The 23,524-nt window shown below is 44.7% G+C and carries 25 protein-coding genes and 1 riboswitch; of the genes, 20 read left to right on the top strand and 5 right to left on the bottom strand.

All coding sequences use genetic code 11. From position 1 onward, the window contains the following. Position 1: 1 nt before the first annotated feature. From BUA75_RS07760 to BUA75_RS15870, 11 genes are all read left to right on the top strand, one after another. Positions 2–1,390: an APC family permease gene (locus BUA75_RS07760; RefSeq protein ID WP_083574189.1), complete on the top strand. Its 1,389-nt coding sequence runs from the start codon at positions 2–4 to the stop codon at positions 1,388–1,390. Between the two features lie 143 nt (positions 1,391–1,533). Then, a complete protein-coding gene (locus tag BUA75_RS07755; protein WP_341350431.1) occupies positions 1,534–2,208 on the top strand; it encodes a GntR family transcriptional regulator in 675 nt (224 codons plus the stop codon). A gap of 36 nt (positions 2,209–2,244) precedes the next feature. Then, positions 2,245–3,810, top strand: coding sequence for an ABC transporter substrate-binding protein (locus tag BUA75_RS07750; protein ID WP_072874033.1), 1,566 nt, complete (start codon positions 2,245–2,247; stop codon positions 3,808–3,810). A 76-nt stretch (positions 3,811–3,886) separates the two neighbouring features. Beyond that, complete coding sequence (locus BUA75_RS07745) at positions 3,887–4,840, top strand: ABC transporter permease (RefSeq protein WP_072874032.1); 954 nt, start codon at positions 3,887–3,889, stop codon at positions 4,838–4,840. Positions 4,841–4,842: 2 nt separating this feature from the next. Continuing rightward, the gene (locus BUA75_RS07740; protein ID WP_083574187.1) at positions 4,843–5,733 is read left to right on the top strand and encodes an ABC transporter permease; all 891 of its coding nucleotides are present in this window, start codon (positions 4,843–4,845) and stop codon (positions 5,731–5,733) included. Between the two features lie 30 nt (positions 5,734–5,763). Further along, complete coding sequence (locus BUA75_RS07735) at positions 5,764–7,371, top strand: gamma-glutamyltransferase family protein (RefSeq protein WP_072874031.1); 1,608 nt, start codon at positions 5,764–5,766, stop codon at positions 7,369–7,371. Then, complete coding sequence (locus tag BUA75_RS07730; RefSeq protein ID WP_072874030.1) at positions 7,365–7,970, top strand: chromate transporter; 606 nt, start codon at positions 7,365–7,367, stop codon at positions 7,968–7,970. Before BUA75_RS07735 ends, BUA75_RS07730 begins: the two co-directional genes overlap by 7 nt. Next, positions 7,967–8,515: a chromate transporter gene (locus BUA75_RS07725; protein ID WP_072874029.1), complete on the top strand. Its 549-nt coding sequence runs from the start codon at positions 7,967–7,969 to the stop codon at positions 8,513–8,515. Before BUA75_RS07730 ends, BUA75_RS07725 begins: the two co-directional genes overlap by 4 nt. A gap of 122 nt (positions 8,516–8,637) precedes the next feature. Then, positions 8,638–10,668, top strand: coding sequence for a S53 family peptidase (locus BUA75_RS07720; protein ID WP_072874028.1), 2,031 nt, complete (start codon positions 8,638–8,640; stop codon positions 10,666–10,668). Positions 10,669–10,891: 223 nt separating this feature from the next. Further along, positions 10,892–11,317: a hypothetical protein gene (locus tag BUA75_RS07715; RefSeq protein ID WP_072874027.1), complete on the top strand. Its 426-nt coding sequence runs from the start codon at positions 10,892–10,894 to the stop codon at positions 11,315–11,317. A gap of 3 nt (positions 11,318–11,320) precedes the next feature. Beyond that, positions 11,321–11,479 (top strand): hypothetical protein, encoded by a 159-nt coding sequence (locus BUA75_RS15870; protein WP_165611975.1) that lies wholly within the window; start codon positions 11,321–11,323, stop codon positions 11,477–11,479. A 3-nt stretch (positions 11,480–11,482) separates the two neighbouring features. Here BUA75_RS15870 and BUA75_RS07710 read toward each other — a convergent pair whose 3' ends face one another. The 4 genes from BUA75_RS07710 to BUA75_RS07695 form a co-directional block, all read right to left on the bottom strand. Then, the gene (locus tag BUA75_RS07710; RefSeq protein ID WP_203114937.1) at positions 11,483–12,238 is read right to left on the bottom strand and encodes a Crp/Fnr family transcriptional regulator; all 756 of its coding nucleotides are present in this window, start codon (positions 12,236–12,238) and stop codon (positions 11,483–11,485) included. Between the two features lie 64 nt (positions 12,239–12,302). Further along, positions 12,303–12,971, bottom strand: a complete 669-nt coding sequence (gene trmB, locus BUA75_RS07705; RefSeq protein ID WP_072874025.1) for a tRNA (guanosine(46)-N7)-methyltransferase TrmB — start codon at positions 12,969–12,971, stop codon at positions 12,303–12,305. A 45-nt stretch (positions 12,972–13,016) separates the two neighbouring features. Next, positions 13,017–13,718, bottom strand: coding sequence for a M48 family metallopeptidase (locus BUA75_RS07700; RefSeq protein ID WP_238413708.1), 702 nt, complete (start codon positions 13,716–13,718; stop codon positions 13,017–13,019). 170 nt (positions 13,719–13,888) lie between these two features. Then, entirely contained in the window at positions 13,889–15,358 is a 1,470-nt protein-coding gene (locus BUA75_RS07695) for a purine-cytosine permease family protein (protein WP_072874023.1), read from the bottom strand. A 182-nt stretch (positions 15,359–15,540) separates the two neighbouring features. Then, a riboswitch (purine riboswitch) is annotated at positions 15,541–15,642 on the bottom strand. A gap of 241 nt (positions 15,643–15,883) precedes the next feature. Between BUA75_RS07695 and prpB the strand changes: the two genes are divergently transcribed. Continuing rightward, complete coding sequence (prpB, locus tag BUA75_RS07690; protein ID WP_072874022.1) at positions 15,884–16,807, top strand: methylisocitrate lyase; 924 nt, start codon at positions 15,884–15,886, stop codon at positions 16,805–16,807. Positions 16,808–17,033: 226 nt separating this feature from the next. Continuing rightward, the gene (locus tag BUA75_RS07685; protein WP_072874021.1) at positions 17,034–17,498 is read left to right on the top strand and encodes a DUF8821 family protein; all 465 of its coding nucleotides are present in this window, start codon (positions 17,034–17,036) and stop codon (positions 17,496–17,498) included. A 268-nt stretch (positions 17,499–17,766) separates the two neighbouring features. Here the strand turns inward: BUA75_RS07685 and BUA75_RS16090 are convergent, their stop codons facing one another. Continuing rightward, complete coding sequence (locus BUA75_RS16090) at positions 17,767–17,967, bottom strand: hypothetical protein (RefSeq protein ID WP_207549730.1); 201 nt, start codon at positions 17,965–17,967, stop codon at positions 17,767–17,769. A gap of 535 nt (positions 17,968–18,502) precedes the next feature. On the opposite strand from BUA75_RS16090, the gene BUA75_RS07680 reads away from it, so the two are divergent. From BUA75_RS07680 to BUA75_RS07650, 7 genes are all read left to right on the top strand, one after another. Further along, positions 18,503–18,871, top strand: a complete 369-nt coding sequence (locus tag BUA75_RS07680; protein ID WP_072874020.1) for a VOC family protein — start codon at positions 18,503–18,505, stop codon at positions 18,869–18,871. Positions 18,872–19,054: 183 nt separating this feature from the next. Then, positions 19,055–19,597: a GNAT family N-acetyltransferase gene (locus BUA75_RS07675; RefSeq protein ID WP_072874019.1), complete on the top strand. Its 543-nt coding sequence runs from the start codon at positions 19,055–19,057 to the stop codon at positions 19,595–19,597. Positions 19,598–19,793: 196 nt separating this feature from the next. Then, entirely contained in the window at positions 19,794–20,387 is a 594-nt protein-coding gene (locus BUA75_RS07670; RefSeq protein ID WP_129583560.1) for a hypothetical protein, read from the top strand. A gap of 57 nt (positions 20,388–20,444) precedes the next feature. Continuing rightward, positions 20,445–20,567, top strand: coding sequence for a hypothetical protein (locus BUA75_RS16385; protein WP_255567393.1), 123 nt, complete (start codon positions 20,445–20,447; stop codon positions 20,565–20,567). A gap of 378 nt (positions 20,568–20,945) precedes the next feature. Continuing rightward, positions 20,946–21,398 carry a type II toxin-antitoxin system VapC family toxin gene (locus tag BUA75_RS07660; RefSeq protein ID WP_072874016.1) on the top strand — a complete coding sequence of 151 codons (453 nt, stop codon included), beginning with the start codon at positions 20,946–20,948 and terminating at the stop codon, positions 21,396–21,398. Between the two features lie 549 nt (positions 21,399–21,947). Next, positions 21,948–22,433 (top strand): hypothetical protein, encoded by a 486-nt coding sequence (locus BUA75_RS15615; RefSeq protein WP_129583559.1) that lies wholly within the window; start codon positions 21,948–21,950, stop codon positions 22,431–22,433. 58 nt (positions 22,434–22,491) lie between these two features. Beyond that, positions 22,492–23,388 (top strand): alpha/beta hydrolase, encoded by an 897-nt coding sequence (locus tag BUA75_RS07650; protein ID WP_072874014.1) that lies wholly within the window; start codon positions 22,492–22,494, stop codon positions 23,386–23,388. Positions 23,389–23,524 lie beyond the last annotated feature (136 nt).

The raw sequence follows: 23,524 nt of genomic DNA, 5'->3' as shown, positions 1-23,524 counted from the left end.
GATGTCGCAACCCTTGCATAAAAATGGCCTATCCTTATTAGAAACCATGGCCATATCAGTCGCCATTATGGCTCCTACAGCAGCCATGGCTCTAAACGGTTCTCTTGCAGCCAGTATTGCCGGGGTTAGTGTACCGCTGACCTTTCTTCTGGCTATGGTGACCATTGGACTTGTCGCTTTTGCTTTTGTACAGTTTAATCGACATTTCTCAAGTAGTGGTTCAGTTTATGCTTTTACAACCGCGTCGTTAGGCCCGCGGGCAGGTTTTTTATCTGGATGGGCTCTGCTTCTTACGTATCTTGCTTTTACAGGAGCATCGGGTGCAGAGGTAGGAGCTTTCCTCCAGAGTTTCCTGGGGATTCTTAACATGCATATCAGTTGGGTGCCACTTGCCGTTGCAGCTACTTTGCTCATTTGGCTGTTGGCATTTCTTGAAGTGCGTATTTCGGCGCGTGTCATGCTGGTGTTTGAAGGAATTTCGATGCTGCTGATTCTCATTTTAACGGTTGTGATTCTTGGACGGGGCGGTGCTGCAGGGCATCTCAGCGCCTTACCTTTCACACTTGGTGGGAATCGCTTTTCAGCCATTGGTTTAGCATCTGTTTTCGCCTTTCTTTCTTTTGCAGGCTTTGAGGGAGCATCAAGCTTGGGCGAGGAGACAGCCAATGCCAAGCGGGCCATTCCTATGGCCATTGCTTCCGCAGTCTTTGTTACAGGTATCTTTTATGTATTAGTCAGCTACGCGCAATCTCTAGGATTCGGATTAACTGCGGCTGGTGTCAAAACATTTGCTAATTCTTCAGCTCCGCTTGGTTATCTGGCTCAACATTACATGAGCAGTGGTTTTGCGGCAGCAATCATGTTTGGTGCGGCCATGTCAGCCTTCTCAAGTGGATTGGGAACTGCTACAACCGGCTCGCGATTGCTCTATTCTATGGGGCGGGATGGTTTTTTAAACAGTAAGTTAGGAGACGTGCATAAACGGTTTCGTTCCCCTTATGTAGCGTTGGCCGTAGTCATGGTGATAGCTCTTTTGGAGATGCTGGCTCTTGCCAAGCAAACAGGAACAAACGTCTTTGGTTACTATGGAACACTTGGTGTTTTGTCACTTTTGCTTGCTTATTTGGCTACCAATATAGGTGCTATATTTTACTTCACGCGAAAGCGGATTTGGCGATCCGGTATCTTGGTGGTTCCTGCTCTTGCTGTGTTGGCGCTCGCTTACACGCTCTATTCCAACCTGTACCCGGTTCCAGCAGCTCCCTACAATTGGTTCCCTTATATTGTTCTCGCTTGGCTTTTGTTAGGCGTCATTGTGATTTGGGTAAGCCCGCAAATGGTCAAAACCATCGCACGTCGTTTGGCGGAAGAAAGTGACATTTCTCTCTAAAACTTTTTACGGAATTCTTAAGTCTTTTAGAATGATTGATTGACAGGACAGAATATTCAAAACTATACTTCATTTAGATGTTGTATAGTCGACGGTCGACCGTCGACTATACAACGGACTCTGAACGTAGAAAAGGGTGATGTATTCTGTCCGATCCAATCGTACAGCGTGCTGATGTACTTTCTGCACAAGTCTACCGCTACTTAAAACAAGAGATTCTCAGTGGGAGACTGGCGCCAGGCGAAAAATTGGTTGAATCGCGTTTGGCCAAAGAATTTAGTACGAGCCGAACACCGATTCGCGAGGCGTTACGCATGCTGGTGGTCGAACAACTGGTCAAAGAAGGAGAGGGAAGTTTACGCGTTTTTGAACCCTCGTACGCAGATTTCTATGAAATCTATGAACTGCGCCTGTCTATGGAACCGTATGCTGCTAAATTAGCTGCTGCTCGTTGGGATGAAGATATTGCTTTGCGTATCACAGACAATTTGCAGCAAACCTCAGCGGTATTGGAGGGTCAGAGACGGATCGACATTATTCAATTAAACTCTGAATTTCACCAGTGTATTTGGGAAGCGTGTCGTAATACTAGAATTCAGCGCATGCTGGAAAATGTCTCGACATTGATTCAGTACTACTGTTTGCTGGTGCTGCGCATCAATCAATTACAAACGAATCTATTTGCGGAACACACAGCTATTTGGCAGGCTATTGCTAGTGGTGACGGAGAGTTGGCGTATCAGCGCATGCAGGACCATGTAGAAAAAGATCTGCGCATTCTCGATGTAGCTCGCCAAGAAGGGCGTATGCAAAGATAAGCGTAAATAGGGATGTAGATGAGGGGGATTCCCGTAATGAGAAAAGTCAAACATGCAGCTAAAATTTTCGGAATTATTGCAACAGCGGGATTATTGACCGCCTGTGGCAGTCAGAGTTCAGGAAGCAATGCTTCTAGCAATTCAAGTACCACTCCTGCGGCTAACACATCTGCTTCTACAAGTACACTCTATGTTGGACTCTCGGCAGACCCACCTAAACTTGATCCTGCTCTTTCCAGCGCACTGGTTGATCGTCAAGTCATGATGAATATTTATGACACGTTGTTTAGATTAACTTCCACAAAATCGATTGTCCCGGATTTGGTAAAAAATTATACTGTCAGCAACAACGGCTTGACGTATACTTTTTACCTTCACCAGCATGTCACGTTTCAAGATGGTACACCGTTCAACGCTGCGGCTGTCAAATTCAATTTGGAGCGCGATATGAGCAAGCTCTCTCCGCGGCGCAGTTCGCTTTTGGATATAGCAAGTATTGATACACCCAGCAACGATACGGTAGTACTCCACTTAAAGCAACCTTTTAGTCCGCTCTTGGCCATACTCGCCGGTCGCGCAGGGATGATGGTGTCACCCACTGCTGTTCAAAAAGAGGGCGCCAATTTTGTGAACGATCCGGTCGGCACGGGACCATTTATGTTTAAAGATCGTATCAAAGGCGACCATATCACGTTAATCCGAAATCCTCACTACTGGAATGGTGAACCCAAACTGAAGAAAATTGTCTTTAAAATTTTTACCGATCCCAATGTGGAGTTAGCCAATTTGGAAAGTGGCGCGGTGCAAATCATTGATACGGTTCCACCTCAACAGTTAAGTTCCCTATCCAGTAATCCTGCCTATGTAGTATCGAATACACCAGGACTTGGGTATCAAGGTTTCTATTTAAATTGTTTGACGCCTCCTTTTAACAATGTTGATCTTCGAGAGGCTGTTAATTTGGCCATCAATCGTCAGACGCTGGTCAACGCTATGTTGAAAGGGTCGGCTGTTCCTGGATACAGCCCATTCTCACCTGCCTCTCCAGTTTACTCCGTAAGTGAGGATACACCGCCGACGCCTAATGCCACAGAAATTCATGCACTGCTTGTCAAAGGCGGCAAACCGAATGGATTTAGCTTTACTATGCAGACAGCTAACGATCCGGTTGATCAGCAAATTGCGACCATTATTCAAAGTATGCTTGGTCAGTATGGTATCAAGATGAACATTGAACAATTAGAGTTTGGTACCTTACTAGGCAATGCTGACAATCATAATTTCCAAGGTTCAATGCTAGGCTGGTCAGGCCGACTAGATCCGGATCAAGACATTTATAGTTTCCTTATCACCAACGGATCGCTCAATAATTCTGGGTACTCCAATCCACAGGTTGACGCGTTGCTGAATGAAGCGCGACAGGTTTCCAGCATGTCTGAACGTAAGGCGCTCTATAAACAAGTCATAAATATTGTTCATCAGGATGCTCCTTATGTGTACCTCTACCATCAAAACAATATTTTTGCCTATACCAACAAGTTGCATGGATTTAAAGCGTATGCGGATGGAGTTTTGCGCTTACAAAATGTTTACCTGTCCTAAAAAGAGCCATGCGCGCGGGGGCAGATTTCTATAGGGTTATTACATTTGTGCCAACGGCAGCGAGAGGTGAGTTCGTATGGCTTATATAGTCAGGCGCGTATTGACTGCAATACCTGTACTTTGGATTGTCTCTATAATCGTGTTTTTACTCATTCATCTTATTCCTGGCAATCCTGCTCAAGTTATTCTTGGGCAGGATGCCACTCCTACTGCCATTGCTGCTCTGACAGCACAGTTAGGTCTCAATAAACCGTTACCCATTCAATATATTCAATGGCTTGGGCAAGTACTGCAAGGCAATCTGGGAAAGTCTTTGCTAGATGGGGAATCTGTCAATCATCTCATCATGCAACGTTTACCTGTGACTGTTGAACTGGCGGTATGCACCATTCTGGTGGCACTGTTAATTGCTTTTCCGATGGGGATTTTGGCTGCTGTTTTTCGTGGCAAGTGGTTAGATGTAACCGCACTGTTCAGTGCTACGGTAGGTATTGCTGTGCCTCCTTTTTGGATTGGTATCTTGTTTTTGCTGTTATTTACGGTGCGTGTGCACTGGTTTCCATCTTCAGGATATGTACCAATTTGGCAGAATCCATTGCAAAATTTACAGAGTATGGTTTTACCTGCAGTTGCCACAGGCATTCGTGAAGCGGCTGTGCTCATGCGCATGTTACGCGGTGCGCTCCTGGATGTCTTGGACATGGATTTTATTCGAACAGCACGGGCTAAAGGAATGTCAGGTTATGGTGTCATCATTCATCATGCTTTAAAGAACGCTCTTATTCCTGTCATTACTACAGGCGGTTTACAAATTGCTGGTTTACTTGGCGGGTTGGTTATTACGGAGACCATTTTCTCTCTCCCTGGTTTTGGAAGTTTGCTTGTGCAAAGTGTCTTTAGCCGCGACTACACAACTGTGCAAGGAACCGCCTTGATAGCAGCAGTTGCTGTGGTGTTGGTGAACTTGGTTGTAGATGTGCTTTACAGCGTGGTTGATCCACGCATTCAACTGGGAGGGAGGTCAGCGTAGAGATGGCTCAAGTTGAAATCACCCACTCAGAGCTTCATAGTGAGACACGCCTGCTGCGAAAAAATCGTTGGCGACATTTGCGCAAGAATGTTTCATTGTGGACGGGTGCTATATTAGTGGCCATGGTGATCATCATCGCAATTTTTGCTCCCTGGCTCACTCCTTTCTCGCCTATACAATTGAATTATTCAGCGATTCTTCAAGCACCGAATGCTACCCACTGGTTTGGCACAGATGAACTCGGAAGAGATGTTTTAACCCGGGTATTTTTTGGGGCTCGAACTTCTATGGAAGTTTCTATTGGTTCTGTGGTCATTTCACTTGTAATAGGAATTCCGGTAGGCCTTTTGAGTGGATTTTATCGAGGTATTGTTGATGAATGGTTGGTCATGCGTGTGGTGGATGCTATTCAAGCTTTTCCATTTTTAATTCTTTCTTTGGTTTTGGCAGCCATGTTAGGACCGGGTATTCGTAATGCGACATTCGCTATTGCAGTTGGATATATTCCTGTTTTTGTTCGAACAGTGCGTGGTCAGGTTTTGCTCGAGATGGAGAAAGAATATATCCAATCGGCGCGCGCACTGGGGGCGAGAGATTGGCGAATTATGTTGCGTCATGTTTTCCCCAATATTACAACGCCGTTGATTATTCAAGCTACATTGGCGGTTGCCTCGGGAATCGTGGCAGAAGCGAGCCTTTCCTATCTTGGCCTGGGAGCACAGCCACCTACTCCAAGTTGGGGCTCCATGTTACACACAGCGCAAGGCTATCTGACGGAAGCGCCTTGGTTAGCGATTGTACCAGGTATTGCTATTGCTGTAGCGGTCCTCGGTTTTAATCTGCTCGGTGACGGATTGCAAATCTGGCTTGATCCGCGAAAGCGTAGAAGTTGAAGGTTGTTATTATGAAGGGAGATTGCCATTATGCTCAATTTTGACCCGCTCTATCATCCCTATCCCTCACGCCGTATGACCGTTTATGGAAGACGCGGTATGGTGGCAACTTCCCACCCGCTTGCTGCCCAGGCTGGATTAGCCGTACTTCAGGCAGGAGGGAACGCTATGGATGCGGCGGTAGCTACTGCAGCAGCACTGACTGTTGTAGAACCCACCTCTAACGGAATTGGCAGTGATGCCTTTGCCCTTATCTGGCATCAGGGGAAACTTCATGGATTAAATTCCTCTGGTCCTTCTGCCAACGCATTGAACATCAAAAAAGTTAAATCTATGGGATATCAAGAAATGCCCGTCTATGGCTGGTTACCCGTTACCGTCCCTGGTGCACCAGCGGCCTGGGCAGCTGTTTCTAAAAAATTTGGTCGTCTGCCTTTCTCTAAAGTACTTGCACCGGCCATTGAACTGGCTGAACAAGGGCATCCCGTTGCTCCAATAGCAGGTAAGTATTGGAATAGAGCTTATCAAGCTTATCAAAAAAAACTGCAGGGAAACTTGTTTGAAGAATGGTTTCATACATTTGCGCCCCATGGACGACCACCGCAACCTGGTGAAATCTGGAGGTCTCCTGGTCATGCACGCACTTTAATTGAGATTGCAGAAACACAAGCAGAATCCTTTTATCGCGGTCGAATTGCTGAACAAATTGTACAGCATGCTGCTGCGACAGGAGGATTTTTGAGTATTGAAGATTTGGGAAGCTATTCTCCGGAATGGGTCGATCCGATTTCCATTCGCTATCGTGGTTATGATGTCTGGGAAATTCCACCCAACGGGCAAGGCATTGTGGCTCTTATGGCCTTAGGAATGCTGGCTGAAGATGAATTAGCCGGTCGAGAAAATGAGTGGGTTCTCCATTTGTCCATAGAAGCTATTAAGAAAGCTTTTCAAATTGCCAAAGAAGAAGTGACGGATGCCCGATGGATGCGAACAACTAAGGAAGACCTGTTGTCTAGTGAAAAACTGCGCGCCTGTCGGCAGCAAATTGGAACAGAAGCCAAGCAGCCTGGAATACAACCAGACGCTGGTGGAACCGTTTATCTAGCCACTGCAGATGGCGAAGGGAACATGGTTTCCTTTATCCAAAGTAATTATATGGGTTTTGGATCAGGTGTGGTGGTGCCTGGAACAGGCATTTCTCTGCAAAATCGCGGCCATACTTTTTCGCTCAACGAACAACATATCAACGCACTGGCTCCTGGTAAACGCACGTATCACACGATTATACCAGGTTTTTTGAGCAAAGATGGCGAAGCAATGGGGCCGTTTGGTGTGATGGGCGGTTTTATGCAACCGCAAGGTCACCTGCAGGTCTTACAGAATGTACTTGACTTCCAATTAAATCCTCAGGCTGCGCTTGATGCGCCTCGCTGGCAATGGGTAGAAGGAAATCGAGTTCAAATTGAACGCAACGTTCCTGCACATGTGGCAGAAGCGCTCAGTCAGCGTGGGCATGAACTGCAAATTATGAACGATGGTGGCAGCTTTGGCCGAGGGCAAATCATTTGGAGAAGAGCAGACGGGGTCTTAGCTGGTGCGACTGAACCACGTACAGACGGATGTGTGGCTGCATGGTAGAAAAAAAGGGGAATTTACGTGAATTGATGACAGCCATGTTGCGAGTGGGGATTGTTGGTTATGGTGGCGGTCCTGCCACCATGACGCTTTTTCGCTACGAGGCGGTAACACGTTATCAGTGGTTGGATGACTCTGAATTCGCAGAAATTCTGGCCTTGGCTAATACGTTACCGGGACCCATGGCTACTAAGATGGCTGCCTATTTTGGATTTCGAATCGGTGGGTGGCTGGGAGCTTTACTGGGCGTTCTGGCACATATTTTACCTTCCACATTGTTGGTTGTGCTCTTCTTTGGAATAATTAATCACTATCGCTCTTACCATGCAGTGCGTCTGATGATTGCGGCGGTCAATCCGGTAATATCCGTTTTGCTCGGTATGCTTGCCTACGATTTTACTCGCAAATCGATACAATCGCTGCGCTGGCCTGCTGCATTTTTAGGTGTTCTAGCTGCTTTAGGTTGCCTGCTATGGTTACGCATACCTGATGCGGTGGTTGTCTTGGCTTTTCTCGCATTTGGTGCTCTGATTGGACAAACGGGCAAACTGTCTCGATGGATGGATAAAAGCGGATCGGCCAAAGGGGGAAAAGACGTTTGACAGGAGCGTTATTGATAGGTTTTTTCATCGCGAATTTGCTGGGCTACGGCGGGGGGCCCTCATCTATTCCGCTGATGGAAGCGCAAATAGTGAATCACTATCATTGGATGAGTGCTGGAGATTTTGCAAATGTGCTCGCTGTTGCCAATGCACTTCCTGGTCCGGTAGCGACTAAAATAGCTGCTGCTGTGGGCTACAGCAAAGGAGGAGCTGTGGGTGCCTTGGCAGCACTTTTGGCAACCATTGTGCCATCCGCAATAGCTTTAATCGTTATGCTAAGGCTTGTGGATAAGTTTCGTCAATCGGCTGTGGTGAAAGGAATGACACGTTGGATTTTACCGGTGATCACGGTACTTATGGGTATTCTTACCTGGCAGGTATTAGAAACCGGTGCGCGTACTCTTGGCTGGGTACAAGATTTACTGATTGCCGCTGTGTCGTTGTTCTTTATCCGTTTTCTCAAGGTACATCCAGCTTTTGTGATTGTAGGAGCATTTTTATATGGAGGTTTTTTATTGCCACATTTCTCGCATGTTCTTTCTTAAATATGTATTAAAATTCATTATTAAGTCGATAAATTTAGACAAAAAATTCTATTGCGTCTATATCAAATATTCAGTAGACTTGATTTCGAGGTTTTGATTTCAGCCTGTAGGGGGAACATTGAATGGGGAAAAAAAAGTACGCTGGTGCATTGCTGGCCACGCTAGCCACATCGATGATTGGCTTGCAGGGTATGTCTGCACCACCGCAACAGACGGTAACCTTACAACAGGGCATAGGTCCAGCCGTGGTACCGCATGCCACCGTGTTCGGCAATACTCCAGCGAATACTCCAGTCACCGTATCCATTATTTTAAAGACCCAAAATACCGCAGCGTTGCAACAGTTTATTCAGAATAGTACAACTCCGGGTAATCCCCAGTTCCACCAGTTTATGAGTACCGCTCAGTTTGCTCAACAATTTGGGCAACCTCAGTCCGTTATTCAAGCTATAGTAAACTATTTTCAATCATTTGGCATTACCGCCTATGTTTATCCTAATAATCTTGATATTACATTAAACGGAACAGCAGGTGAGTTTGACCAAGCATTCAGCGTCAATTTAGAGAATATGGGACTCCAAGGGCAAAACTTTCACGGTGTTCCCGGTCCTCCGAAAGTACCCGCCAATGTGGGTTCACCTATTTTAGCCGTACTTGGGTTGACCAACTATAGCCCTTTTGTATCCAATGCTGTACGCGTACCACAGTCTGTTTTAAGTAAACTTCCCAACCGTGGTTCTTCTTCTAATACACCACCTACGGGTGTTGTGACACCACAACAGATGGAGAAACTATACAATATTACGCCGTTGCAGTCGCAAGGAGATGAGGGTCAGGGCGAGACCATAGGTATTGTCACCTTGGCCAGTGTTTATCCGGATGATCCATACAAGTTCTGGCAGGGGTATGGCATTTCCGTCAAACCTAATCGCATAAATTATATCAATGTTGATGGTGGTTCAGGCGCTCCTTCAGAAGCTGCTGGATCGAGCGAAACGGCATTAGACATTGAACAGTCAGGTGCTATTGCTCCACAAGCCAATATTGATGTCTATGAAGCGCCGAATACGGATTATGGATTTGTAGATGCATTTTTCAATGCGATTTCGAGCAACCAAGTCGACTCTCTGTCTGCTAGCTGGGGTGAGAGCGAAACCATTATTAACTATTTGATTCAGCAAGGCGAAGAATCTCCAGGCTATGCTCAGTCTTTCAATGAAGTGTTTATGGAAGCGGCTGCACAAGGTATCAGCACGTTTATTGCAGCCGGAGATCAAGGTGCCTATGATGCCATTAACGACACAGGTTATGGGACGACAACCAATCTGGCAGTGGATGATCCGGCAGACAGTCCATATGTGACGGCTGCTGGTGGAACTACATTGCCTTGGTCTGATATTCCTAACAACTTTGGCAGTTCTCTAGGCATACCTGACTCGGTGGTCACTACACAGCGGGCTTGGGGCTGGGATTATCTCTGGCCATACTACAGCATCTTTGGAGCTAGCAGTGAAGCGAGCTTTGCGCCCAACTTCATTGCTGGCGGCGGTGGAGGATATAGCGTTATCTTCTCCCAACCTTGGTATCAAAACGGCGTGCCAGGAGTATCACAGTATCATGCAGTACCTTATTTAACTCCTATTGATAAAGATACTTCATGGAGCTTTAATCCGAATCCATCTGTCATTTCTGGACGTTCTAATGGTGGGCGGGCTATGCCGGATATTGCCATGAATGCCGATCCGTTCACAGGCTATAACATTTACAGTACCACATTTGGCGCTGGTCAGGAGTGGGGAAGTGGCTGGGGTGGAACCAGCTTTGTGGCTCCACAGTTAAACGGCATCGCTTCTCTCATTGATGCGAAAGTGGGTGGACGAGTAGGATTTTGGAATCCGCAAGTCTATCAATTTGCTCAACAGCCAAATTCTCCATTCACTCCCATGAATGCGACAGGTACGAGCAATGACAATCTTTACTACACGGGGACGGCGGGGACTGTATGGAATCCGGCAACAGGTCTTGGTTACCCGAATGTAGCAGATTTGGCGCAGTCGTTTGCTTCGGAATCTGAAGGGCCAGCTGCAACTGGACCGGCAGCACCAACGCCTCCTCCGGGACCTGGTGCTCCAAATGGCCCAGCGGGTCCATAAGCATAAGTCCTAAAAGGATTCTATCACTTACTCAAGGGATTTTCTGAAAGACAAAAAGTAAGCAAGTTTGCCCTTTTCGCCAATGATTTGCGAGAAGGGCTTTTTTCATTCATTTTCTATAAAAAAATTCCTTTCATTTTAATGGTAAACATCTTGGCTGCTGCTGTGCCGTAACTTATGCTGATGACATAAGGTAATGCGAATAGCTGGGATGGTGGAGAGTATGAAAAGTGGGAGTGGGGGGCAAGGGACAGCCGCAATCGAAGCGCTTTATCGTGGATTAGGACTATTAACAGCAGCTTTTTTGCTTACAGAACAATTGAAAATATCTGGGGTCTTTTTGTCTTCAGGCGCCTTTTCTCTGTCTTTATCTGGACCTGTTACAGGGTATCAAATGTTTGGTGTAACAGAAGAAGCTAATCAATGGATGTATGGCATGAATGTCATTACAGCTTTTTTACTGATTTTAGATGAATTGCAGGTCATCGGCACTTATATAACGTCCGGGAGATTTTCAGTGGTTGTCAGTGGTCCATTGTTCGGAGGAATTCGCATGGGTGTTTATTTGCCTGAGACTCAAGAATTTTTTCATGATTATCAGGATATTTTGCTGAAGTATTATCTGAATCAAAACGGTGGGAGACGTTAAACTATGAAATCATCTGGCGGTAACGGATTTCTTCCCCGCAAAGGTGCAATATTTGCTATTGGCGTACTTGTGGGAGGATTCACCTTCTTTTTTACAAAACCCGTCAATAACGAAATAAATGAAGGCCATTCATCAGAAAAGAGAGCAACTATCGCTAAGTAGAGTTCATTCTAGTCTGTCGTTCTCTTTGTCGTCTGTGAACATTAACTGTGCCATATCCGTGTGCCAAAGCCGTCCTTTAGCGATGAGCATAGATTGGCTCACGAGACGTTCCAACTCCTCTTGGTTCTGGATGATCACAGTCCTGCCATCCAATTTAATCCAACCTAGACGAACGAATTCTGTCAGCGTGCGAGAAACAGATTCACGGTTTAAGCCAATCATTTCTGCCATTCGTTGTTGTGAGGTTCGCCAAGCAATATGCGTACTTCCGTCCGCAGAATTTTTAACGCCAAAATTCTTTTCCATGTCCAGCAAAAGATTGGCAATTCGCAAACGGGCATCCAAGAAGGCAAAGTAACTCAGTTTACGATCGGCCTGTTGTAAACGTTCGGCAAGCATTCGGGCAATTCGCAAAAGTATCTCTGGATAAGCGTGCACAATCGTTAAAAAACTTTCGCGGCTGATTCGCCATAAAAAGCAAGGCTCCAGTGCGCGTACAGATGCTGTGCGATGGTGGTCAGGGTGTACGAGTTCCAATTCACCAACCACTTCTCCTGCAAATTGGTGGCCTAAAACCAAACGCCGTTGCTCATGTTCAACGTATATTTCGAGTGATCCACTTTCCAATACGTAGAGATGATGGCCTTCATCACCCTGAAGAAAAAGGATTTCTTGTTTGTCGATTTGCATAGGAAACAGATGAGTTGCAAAAAACCCCTCATCTAAATTAGGTATATTTTGAAATAGAGCAGTTTTCATAAACGATAACATACACATATCCTTTCTTTGTTTAAAATCCTTAAATCCCAGATAATTCATAAATTCATAAAGTTTTGGGAGGGATCGCCAATAAATAATGAATGGTCAAACCTTCCTGACGAAAGCGTGCTTCAAAGTCAGTCTGTATATATTTCCCACTATAAGAGCATGTTTCTGTGGACAATCCATTTTCACCCACATGGTGTTCTATCTCGCAAACGCTCCAGCCAACCTTTTGAAACTGTTGAATCGACCATGCAAAAAATGGACCATTATCCGTCTTTTGTTCCAGAGCACCATCCTTATTCAGCCAACGTTCATAAAGTTGGATAAAACGCGGATGTGTCAATCGGCGTTTCTCATGTCTGCGGTGTGGCCAGGGATCAGAGAAATTCAAATAAATTCGCGTTAGTCGGTGTCTTGGAAGATGTTCCATTAAAGTAGATATATCAGCTGACAGTGTACGTATATTTTTAAGTCCCGCTTCACGGGCTCGGGTTGCGGTGAATGCGGTGAGATACGGTTCAATGTCAACACCTAAAAAATGAATATCTGGGAATTGACTGGCGAGTTGGCAAAGAAAAGCGCCACGGCCGCATCCAACTTCCATACAAACCTGCTTCTCAGGTAACCAAAAATCAGTATCGTTCAACAAAGACTCTGCCGAGTTCCATAAATAATTTCCTGCTCTCTGCTGATATAGGGGTAAGCGGTATTGACGGCGTATACGCACGTTGCCAAAGCTCCTTTTCCTCAATCGTTCAATAATCAGAAAATGTCATGATTTCACTATCAATTGCACATCAAGACTACGACCATGATGATTTAACCATTGGATACATTCCTGATAGTGAGGCAGATGGGATTTTACAATGCGCCAAAAAGCGTCCGAATGATTCATTTCCAATAAATGCGCCAGTTCATGAACAAGGACATAATCAATGACATCTAGAGGGGCAAGAAATATTCTCCAATTGAGATTGATATTTCCTTGACTAGAACAGCTACCCCATCTTGTTTTCTGCTCTTTCACTCGAATCTGCGTAGACTTAACATTCATTCGAGACTCCCAAATCTCAGCACGCATTGTTGACCATGAACTTCCCTTTTTGCGAAGCCATTGAATCAGCAATTGGCGGGCGCTTTCCGCTAATTCTTCAGGTTGTGTATGTTCAGGGATAAAAAATGTCAGATGTTCATCTTTATCTACCTTGAGTCGGAGCGGATCGTCCTGATGGCTCGGTTGTACTATAAATTTATAATTTTTACCACAAACTTGGATTTGTTCACCGCTTTGCAGTCGATAATAAGTCCGATCTCGTTCAGAAAGCAGATGAGAGCGGGTTTTCTGAATCCAATTGGCTTGTTTACGGATAACTTCTTCCACAACCGATTGAGATACAGACGGGTGAGAAATTGCGAGTAATTGACCATCTGTATGGAATCGCAAGGTGATACGTTTGGCATTGGCTTTGGTCATCCACAAGCAAGAAATCTCCAATTCATGTAATTTGATGTTGATTTGACGATGAATGAATATCACGCTCTCTGCTCGATAATAGAGAAAGGATGCCCAGTTGTGTGGACATCCTTGTCAGTATAACAAAGTTTCAACCTGCTTGTATGGGTATATTTTGATGAGAAAGTCGTTTAAGCGGCTGATTTCAAGAGATTTGCTTGCTTACGTATTTTACGGGAAGCGAGTAAATAGTAAACCATACCTGTCACAATCGGAGCTGCGTAAGCGCTCAAGTCTGCTCCACCAAACAGTTGATTGCTGAGTGGGCTGACATAAAGTTGGCTGTTGACGCAGAGAATCGTCGCAACAATACCAATGATAAACGAGACAATGGCCTCCCAGTGAATTCCTCCCTGATACCAATAGTCGGAATGCGGTTGATTGGAAGCGAGTCCGTTTTCGGAGTAACGTCCGCGAATCAAGAAATGATGGAGCAGGAAGATGGTTGCCCAGGGACCAATGACGATAATGTTGAGTGACAAGAAATTGGAAAAGAAATTCATGAATTGTGGCGAGATGAACAGTGGATAGATGGCAATCAATGTACAAAGTGCGCCATCTAACAAAACTGCGCCGTATCTTTTCATAGGAACTCCGAGAGAAAGAAAACTCATACCAGAGCTGTAGGCGTTTAAGTAATTAGCGGCAATATCGCCAAGCACGACAACAATGAGAAAGGGAATAGCTGCCCAAGCGGGAACAGCATGAGCAATCGCTCCTACAGGGTTGCTGGCAAAAGCTTGAGGATTGACAAAAGTACCTAATAAAATGCCGACCCCCATCATAATTAGTGAAGCAATACCGCCGCCCCAAAACGTGGCAGAAACAATTTTACCAGCCGAGGTTTGGGCGGGAAGATAACGTGAATAGTCGGCAGCGAAATTGACCCATCCATAGAAAGTACTGATAAGACCAATCGAGAGAGCCATCAGAAATGTGGGCCATGAGCCATGTGCAGCCATATCTTTAACGGGAACACTGAATCCCCAGTGTACTTTAGGTAAAATGGCAAAAATAAGAATGATGGTGCATGCGGCAAGGATATATGAAAGAATGCGTTGCATGGTAATCACTGTAGCATGACCGAGCACGGGCACGGAGTAAGTGAGAATCAAGGTTAGAATTAGGGCAACAATTGTTGGACCAATACCGCTGGAGGGAAGTCCAATGTATCCAGCGAGACTTAACATTGCATAAACCGTCAAAACCATGGTTACAGCTTCCCAGCCCACAGCAGAAAGCCAGCTGAAAAGGGCAGGAACTTTATTGCCAAGAACACCAAACGATGCTTTGGAGAGCGTTAAGGTCACTGTACCACCTTTTGGGCCAGCGCAAGAAGCGTAACCTAGTAAAGCAAATGATATAGAACAAATGATGGCAGCCAGAAAACTTTCCCAGACATTTAAACCAAGACTGGTAAACAATTGACCAATGGTTACGCCCGTATAAGTCAATACGGCTGCAAACCAGACAAAGAACAGTTCGCGAGGCTTTCCATGCCGTTGACTCGCAGGAACAATTTCAGTACCGAGCGTTTCAACTCGAAACGCTGTGTCTTCCGCCGCTTGTCTATGGACGAGCGTGGTTGTCTGCTGACTCACAGTTCTTCCCCCCAGAATTTTATGCAAAGATGGTATGATGGCATAAAAGCATAGCCCGCCTTTTCTCCCAACCAGTCTTGTCTGACTGCGGAGAAAAAGCGGGCTAAAACTAAGAAAAACAAACAGACAGGCTGATTTCTATAGAAATAGGAATGAAAAACCTGTCTGTACTGTTTTTAGTAGATGTCGTCCACTTTCCCCGTAGTCAAGCAATTTATGGTTGCTTGGTAGAAACCGCCAGACCTTATTACTAGCGTTATACGAGGCTTGCAGAACAAATTCTATAGGGAAAATGACGGACGGTCAACATGTTTTGTAGACTTAATTCGACTTCATAGGACATACTTTGCGAGATATTCATGGCTTTTTCACATCTGTACAATTTTCTCTTGGGTAAGTAGCGTTCACTTAACGAAAAAAGCTCATTGAAGAGAAAAAAACAGAAGCGACCCATCCCAAGCCTAAAACTTTGAGATGTTGAAACTGAACGCAGGGATTTTTGTCATCGGAGAGGGGGACATGCGCGTGGCATGGCTGGTGGAAGAACAACCAAGTCAGGCGGAACTGGCGAAGCAGTTTTTGATGCGTATTCAACAATCGAACATTCTTAAAATACCAGGAGCCCACGATGGGTTAACAGCGCGCCTGGCCAAGCGTGCAGGTTTTGAAGCGTTGTACTTGTCTGGCGCAGCTTACACTGCTAGCCGTAGCTTGCCGGACCTGGGGCTGGTCTACTCCAATGAAGTGGCCGAACGCGCGGCTGATCTCGTCCGTGCTTCAGGTCTTCCGGTACTGGTGGATATCGATATGGGCTACGGCGGCGTTCTGAATGTCGCCCGAACAGCCAAGGAAATGGTAGAAGCTCGTGTGGCCGCGATCCAAATTGAAGATCAGTTGATGCCAAAGAAATGTGGACATTTGAATGGCAAGAAGCTTGTCGAAGCTTCAGAGATGGTCGAAAAAATTCGAATGTTGAAGAGGGTAGCGCCGGGTCTAGTGGTAGTGGCGAGATCCGACGCCAAAAGTGTGGAAGGTCTAGATGCCTTGATTCATCGCGTTAATCTGTATATTGAGGCTGGTGCGGATGCAGTGTTTCCCGAGGCCTTGACGAGCGAGCAAGAATTTCGGTATGTTGCGGAACGTGTTCCCGTTCCATTGCTAGCAAATATGACTGAATTTGGCAAGACGCCCTACTACAGCGCGGCTCAATTCGAATCATGGGGATATCGCATGGTGATTTACCCAGTGACGAGCGTGCGCGTGGCTGCGAAAGCTATTGAGCGGGTATTTGAGGCCATTTTCCAGGAAGGTACGCAGAAGTCGTTCCTCTCCTCGATGCAATCGCGAGAGGAACTGTACGAAACCATTGGCTATTTTGATTACGAGGAACTCGATGAGCAAATCGCCAAAACGATTTTAGACCCTTCAATGTTGTCAGACAACGAGTAATATCTCCAACTCGAAAATCTGTAAAAAAACGGGATCGTCCAAAAGTTAACCCTCATCTCGAACCAACTGGTATTGGAAATGAACAAGGACCGCGAGGCGCAAAGTAGGGATGGACGAATTCTTGTGGAAAACATGAAAGATTGGTAGAACAATATCATCAATTGAAGTCTTAAGTGATATCTTCATATGCAAGCTGTGGTACAGTTAAATAAAAGGAGCCATGGAAATGTCCTATGTTGTTGATTTTGAAAATGTGTCTACAGTTGGTTTAGAGTCTTCACCTGTCGCAGAAGCACTTGCAGGGTTACGTGCTCATGAAGCTCGCTATTTTATGAATAAATACAATCATAAATTTACAGTTGTACCAGTTCATGAAAGTCAGGATACTCTTGATTATATAAATCGAATCTTGAAAGAAGAACGCGATCTTGAGTTTGCGGCCAAACCTTTAGAAACATCGCATTTTCAAGTAGAAAATATCAGATGGTCTTATGTCTTTTATGAAGATGGTCTTGAGGTTAATGTTATGTATACGGTGGATGATCCGAAGAAGCGAGCGGTTGGTCTTAAGCTTTCTGACGGGATGGAAGTACCGAAGGAGTTGGAAGGAAAGTTTAAGTTTGCCAGACAGAAGTCTAAATTGGCTGGGACTATTCGTGGAACATTTTTTATTATTAAAGGGGAATATTAGAGCAATTTAGAATGCAAAATTTTATGTCATTCAATTCCTAATGTAAATTCAAACAATGCGATTGCCATTGAAGTGAACTTCCCTAACACCAAGTATATCGAAGCTAGAAATACAAAGAATTTAGTATTGACGAATTATTCCGTTTAGCGAGAAAAGGCAATCTTACAATGCCGCTCAAAAAGCAGGTCTCAACATTACCTATATCTCCATGGCGATTGCACCGAATGACAAATGGATAAGCATTGGAAATGTCACATCGAATGAACTCTCAATTTTTTGGTGCTTTATCAATTGTGTTATTAATTGCCTTTTGAAATTCAGAAATGCTAATGTGATTTGGAGGTTCTAAACTTATACTTTTGAAATTTCTATAGAAATAAGAGAGAAACATTTCGCCCTTTGTATAAGGCGGATTATTTATAGCAATTAATAAATCTTCTGATAAAGTGGATGAACCTTTAATCCCCATATATCGGAGTCCAGGAACTGTTTGAGTGATTATTCCTACACCTTGATTTCCAATTCCAGAATCTAATTTCTTTATATTGAATTATATTGATATATGCTGAAGCAATGAATAATACAGTCATAATGATGATGTATACAGGACTTTTCACTGGTAATTTTTTCACGACAATTCACACCACCCTTTTGGCGCTCACTTTAAGTTGTACGATGAAAGTTATTAAAATCATAACGACAAAGAACGTCGTTAGTCGTGTTGAATATTTGTTAAAACTAATCGTCACTGCTAATTAATTTAACATAGCTTGGCCGCGGCTAAAAAATACCTTGTCCAAGACAGGGAGAGAGCTACTTGTGAGGGTGCAAGCTCTGGTAGATTTTTCGGCTGTGCTCGGTATGGATTGCCTTCTCGTTGGCTGTTGAGCCTTCGAGCGGGCTTTACGTAACTGAATCTGATTCTTTAGCCGTATACTGATGCGGTTCACCGCTTTTCTCATGGGACAAACAAGCAGTAAAGTGCAGAAACGAGGAGGGCTTGTATGGACGGTATTTTAGGAGTCGACGAGGTGCTCTTCTTTGTTCCTGATGTTCAAGTAGCTAAACAGTGGTATGGTGAGTTGCTTGGAGTCGAGCCGTATTTTGACCACGAAGGGTATTGTGCTTTTCGATTGGCGAATGTAACTGTCGGTTTACATCCAAGCGATGAAAAAAACTCTTCGGGTGTAGCTGGACAAGTTACATACTGGCGTGTATCAGACATACTGAAGACCATTGCTCATTTTGAAGCTCATGGATGTAGTAAGTTGCGTGGTCCAACCTTTGGAGTAGATCGGGTTTGGGTATGTCAGGTCAAAGACCCGTTTGAAAATGTGTGGGGGCTAGTACAACGTTCAGAACGTCCAGAATGACTATAACTGCTCTGCGATATTGGGGAAGGACTGAACAGAATTCCTGACACTGTTCTTGCATGAAAATTCGTTTGTGTTGGGCACTCCGTAGTGTCGCTAACGGACAGGATCATCCAATAGTGTGTCAATTCAAAACAAATCTATGAGTGCTGTATTTTTGAATATCAGATTGGCGGTGATTCAATGTTCAAGTACCAAGTCGATGAACACATTTATTTAGCGATCACGGAGATGCGGCATGCAGAGGCATTGCACAGTGTCATTGTCGAAAACCGCGACCACATTGGACAATTCTTAATGTTTGCAAGAACCCAAACTCTGGAGGATACGAAGTCATTTGTACAAGCCTCGTTAAGTAATTTTGCCGCTGGAACCGAAATTCCTACATGCATTTGGTACGACAATCAGTTGATTGGTTCTATAGGGTTGCGTATTTCTCAGGCAAACCGATCTGCTTCAATTGGATATTGGATTTCAAAGGAATACGAAGGCAAAGGCGTTATGACGAAGTGTTGTAAAGCCATGATTAATTATGCATTTCGTGAACTGAAGCTGAATCGAATCGAAATTCGTGCAATCAAAGAAAACGTAAGGAGCCGTGCCATACCTGAGCGGCTGGGATTTAAGCATGAAGGAACGTTCCGTCAAGATGTTAAGTTAAACGACGAACTGGCTGATTCCAGTGTTTATGGTTTATTAGCGGAAGAATGGAATTCTGGAAGCTAGGTTGACATAGGTTCATTGGTTATTGGGTTATCGGGGCGAGAACTGAAGAAAAACGGTCGTCCCCTGGTGCATCAATATACAATGCGGGAGCAGTCGCTGATTTTCAGGTAATGGGCCGGAGTACGCAGCATGAATAGTATGTAACGCTCGTTAGCAACTGACTCACGCAGTATATCTACTGGGAGGGACTCAGGTGATGCAGAAATTGGATAATGCTCGTATTTATTCGTATATAAAGACATCGCAATTGGTGATTTATTGTCTTGTATTGGTCGGGTGCTTGTCAGTAGCGTTAACTGTAATGTTCCATTTGCCGTCATATAAGGAACAGATACCTAATTGGTTTAGATTCGATGTTCCATGGATTTGTTTAGCCATTTTGGTGTGGATACCCGTTATTCAAAGGATACGCTATCGGAAAATATTGGTTACTATGCATGTAGACAAGTTGCATTCTGTTTGTAGTATTGAAACAGGAGCTTTCGCTGGAAGATGGCGACTTCACAAGAAATCGCCACGTTTAATGTCATCCGTGAAAGTACTTACTCCATTCTTATTGTTGATGGTAGCGTTCATTGTCATCATTAACCTCATGATTCTGGACCATGCGATGCACCCAGTCATTGGTTTTGCGGACATAGAGAAAGTGAATGCCGTTCAAGGCTTGTGTGAAGCTACATCGTTATTGGGGATGTGTGTTCCGCTCTGCTCGTTCTGGCGGTATCCGTACTTGATAGCGCTCCGTCAAAAAGGAAAGTGGCTAAGTCTTCAGTATCGAGGAGTGCTTTAATTACGAGCGGAACATAAACATCGTACGAGGGAGCATGGGCACTAAAGCGGGAGTATATTGAGTAAACCTCCTGTGGATGATTTTTTGAACATTCATTTTCGTATCACGGCGCTTACTGCGTTTTTGGGCAGTTTAGCCGAAGAAGGCTCGACCTTTCGTCATGTCGAAATACCGGTGTAATCCTGAAAATGTGTAATGACAGACAAATAACGGAGAGTGTACCTTCCATCGAGTATGATACGATTCATTGTTCATACCGTTAATATCCCTCCATGCACAAAGCATAATGATATGTAGATTAAAAGCGAAATGATAATGTGGCTCGGATGTGCCATTGTGCTTGCAAACAGCAGAATTGGAAAAATTTTCAGACAGTACTCCCGTTTCAAATTAGGAAGAGCCTGAATCTTCATGAAGGAGATGTCCTAATCTGGGAACCGACAGAGGAAGGAGATGTACGCGTTCGGGCAGTTCCAAGTTACACTGAATATCTGAAATCACTTGGTGGTCAAATATGGAAGACAGCGGAAGAGGCGGATAGCGCAGTGAAGGAAGAGGATCAAGCATGGGACTAAGCCTTCATTCCATGGTATCAGGCGGATTGCACTGGATACAAACTGTTTCATCTATTATATTGGAGGCTCCCCTTGGAGTGAAAAGCTTGCGCCAATCTTCTCTTCAATTGAAACCGGAGAAATATCGGGTGTCACCTCTTCACTAACGCTTCTGGAGACATTGGTTCAACCAATTCGTCAGAAGAAACGACATCTTGCAGATTTATACCGTCAAGCTGTCATGCAGTTTCCACATCTCACAGTACGTGATGTTGACACTAGGATAGCTTATCGTTCCGCAGAATTGCGCGCGGAATACCCTTCCCTAAAGTCACCTGATGCCATCCAATTAGCTACTGGTCTGATTGAGGAAGTCTCTGCTTTTCTAACGAACGACATACGAATTCCAGATATTGAAATGCAGGGACTACGTATCATTCGCTTTGAGGAACTGTAGTTCACAAACTGAACATCGCATAAATATCCGGTTTCAGACGTTTCAATTCTTCGGTTAACGGGCAGGTTAGGTGAGCAAAACGATATTCGGATGATCACGAAATCGAACAGGTGGAAAATGATGAAACATCCAAGGGGTTACCCAAATGACATGATGAAATTTTTGCAATCCAAGTTTGGACACTTAGTTGGCATCGAATCGCTGAGAGGCGTCGCGGGATCGCAATCTTCTACGAGCAGGCTCCAATATACAAGCGAAGCCGTCGTGGTCAAGTCGTCGACTCGTAACAGAGAGCGGTAATTTTACGAACTATACTCACCCTCCCTTTTTGAACATGGCGTCCACCTTGCACAACATTACTGAGCAGGGATTGATTCAGTTCATACCAACTGGATCGCTCTCAAATATGTGCCTGAAGTCTTTCCTCAAGAACAGTGGAAGAACAACCCGACGCAAATCAGCATGTTGTGCAAACTACATTCTTACAGTTTGACGCATATCTCGTTCGACCAAGATGCCACGTGGTATCGTCCTAAATGAGATGACAAAATGACAGAGCAGGCTTTTATATGGTATAACGGCTGCTCCAAAAGCGAAGAAATCAAGCACATGCTGAGAAATGCACAACACCTATCTCAAACCCTCTTTGTGCCACATTGCTGTTTATCTGTTGACCCTAACCCAACGAACTGTCGCTTGCATTCCAGCGGAGAACTTGTGATGCTTGATTGGGAAAAATTTTGCGAAGGGAATCCAGCAATTGACTTGGCAATCACGATGCCAAACATGAGAACCGGAGACCTATCTTTGGAAACTCAACTTGCTCAGACTTACAAAGGGTTCTACAGAGACAGGTACGAGGACACATTGCCATCAGAGTCGGATTTCGCAGTTCAAATTCGTTTAGCAAAAACAAAAATTAGGACGGCTGTTGAGTTTATAGCAACTGTAACTCAGGATTCTGACAACTACCCAAAAATCACGGTCGATTACATCGTGAAGGAGCTTCCTGCTTTCCTCAGTATGTTGCCTTAGACTAGATTTGCTGGGGCATCGTTATTAGACAACGACAGTGGTCAAACTGGAGGGTCCAATGAGGCGTCTCATAAGCATAGGGGAAAGAAAACTTGAGACTGAAATTCGTGGAACAGGCGAAAAGACAGTTGTGGTGTTGCCGGGGATGAATTCTTCCATTGATGACTGGAACGAGGTTATCCGTGCACTTTCTGATATGTGTAAAGTGATTTGCTTTCACCGAGCTGGCTGTGGTGAAAGTGAACCCAATCCATTTGGAGCATCGGTCCTACAGACCGTCCGGGATTTACGGTCGTTGTTGGGTGCATTACAGGTTTATACGCCAATAATCCTGGCAGGTCATTCTTATGGGGGGCTTTGTGTGCAACGTTTTGCTCGTGAATATCCCGATAGTGTTGCTGGCGTTGCACTTGTCGACTCAACCTCCGTTGATCTAAGCAGGTTAAACTTATTACCAATACCCAATCTAAACGAACAGCAGTCAGACGCTGACTGGATAGCCGAATGTAAACGTTACGCTTCTATGACTCCGACAGAGATTTCTGAATGTAACTCCGATATATTGAATCACAGTCGGTCTCAGCTTTCTAAAGACACAAGAGAACGGATTTCAAGGTTTTATACCAATCCCACCTTGTATAAAACGATGCTTCAAGAGGTAGAAGTTTGGTATCAATGTGCCAAGGAAACAAAGGAATCGGGACAATTCCCTGACGTTCCGTTAAAAGTGATTGCCAGGGATTCGAAATATTGTATTCAGATATTAATGAATGATGGAATTCCGAAAGATGAAGCAGAGCTATTTGAACAGACGTGGCATGATTTAATTCTTGAACAGAGCAAACTGTCGGGACAGAGCCAGTTCATTACAGCAATTAATTCAACTCATTCTGTTTATGAAGACAGACCTGAAGTCATTATTCAGGCGATTGTGGAACTCCTAAGGATGTGTTGAGGCTCAGTGTATACAGTAGAACGTTGGTCAGGTACAACAGGGTGCCGACATCGTGTCGTGCATGAATATGCGGAAGTGACGAGCCAGCACTATTGCGCACTTGGGCAGAAGTGCGCAACAAGACTATTGTTATAGA

Source organism: Alicyclobacillus tolerans (assembly GCF_900142255.1).
Classification (GTDB): Bacteria; Bacillota; Bacilli; order Alicyclobacillales; family Alicyclobacillaceae; genus Alicyclobacillus_I; species Alicyclobacillus_I tolerans.
Note: the sequence above shows the minus strand (reverse complement) of the source record. Positions and strands in the feature narration are given on the sequence as shown.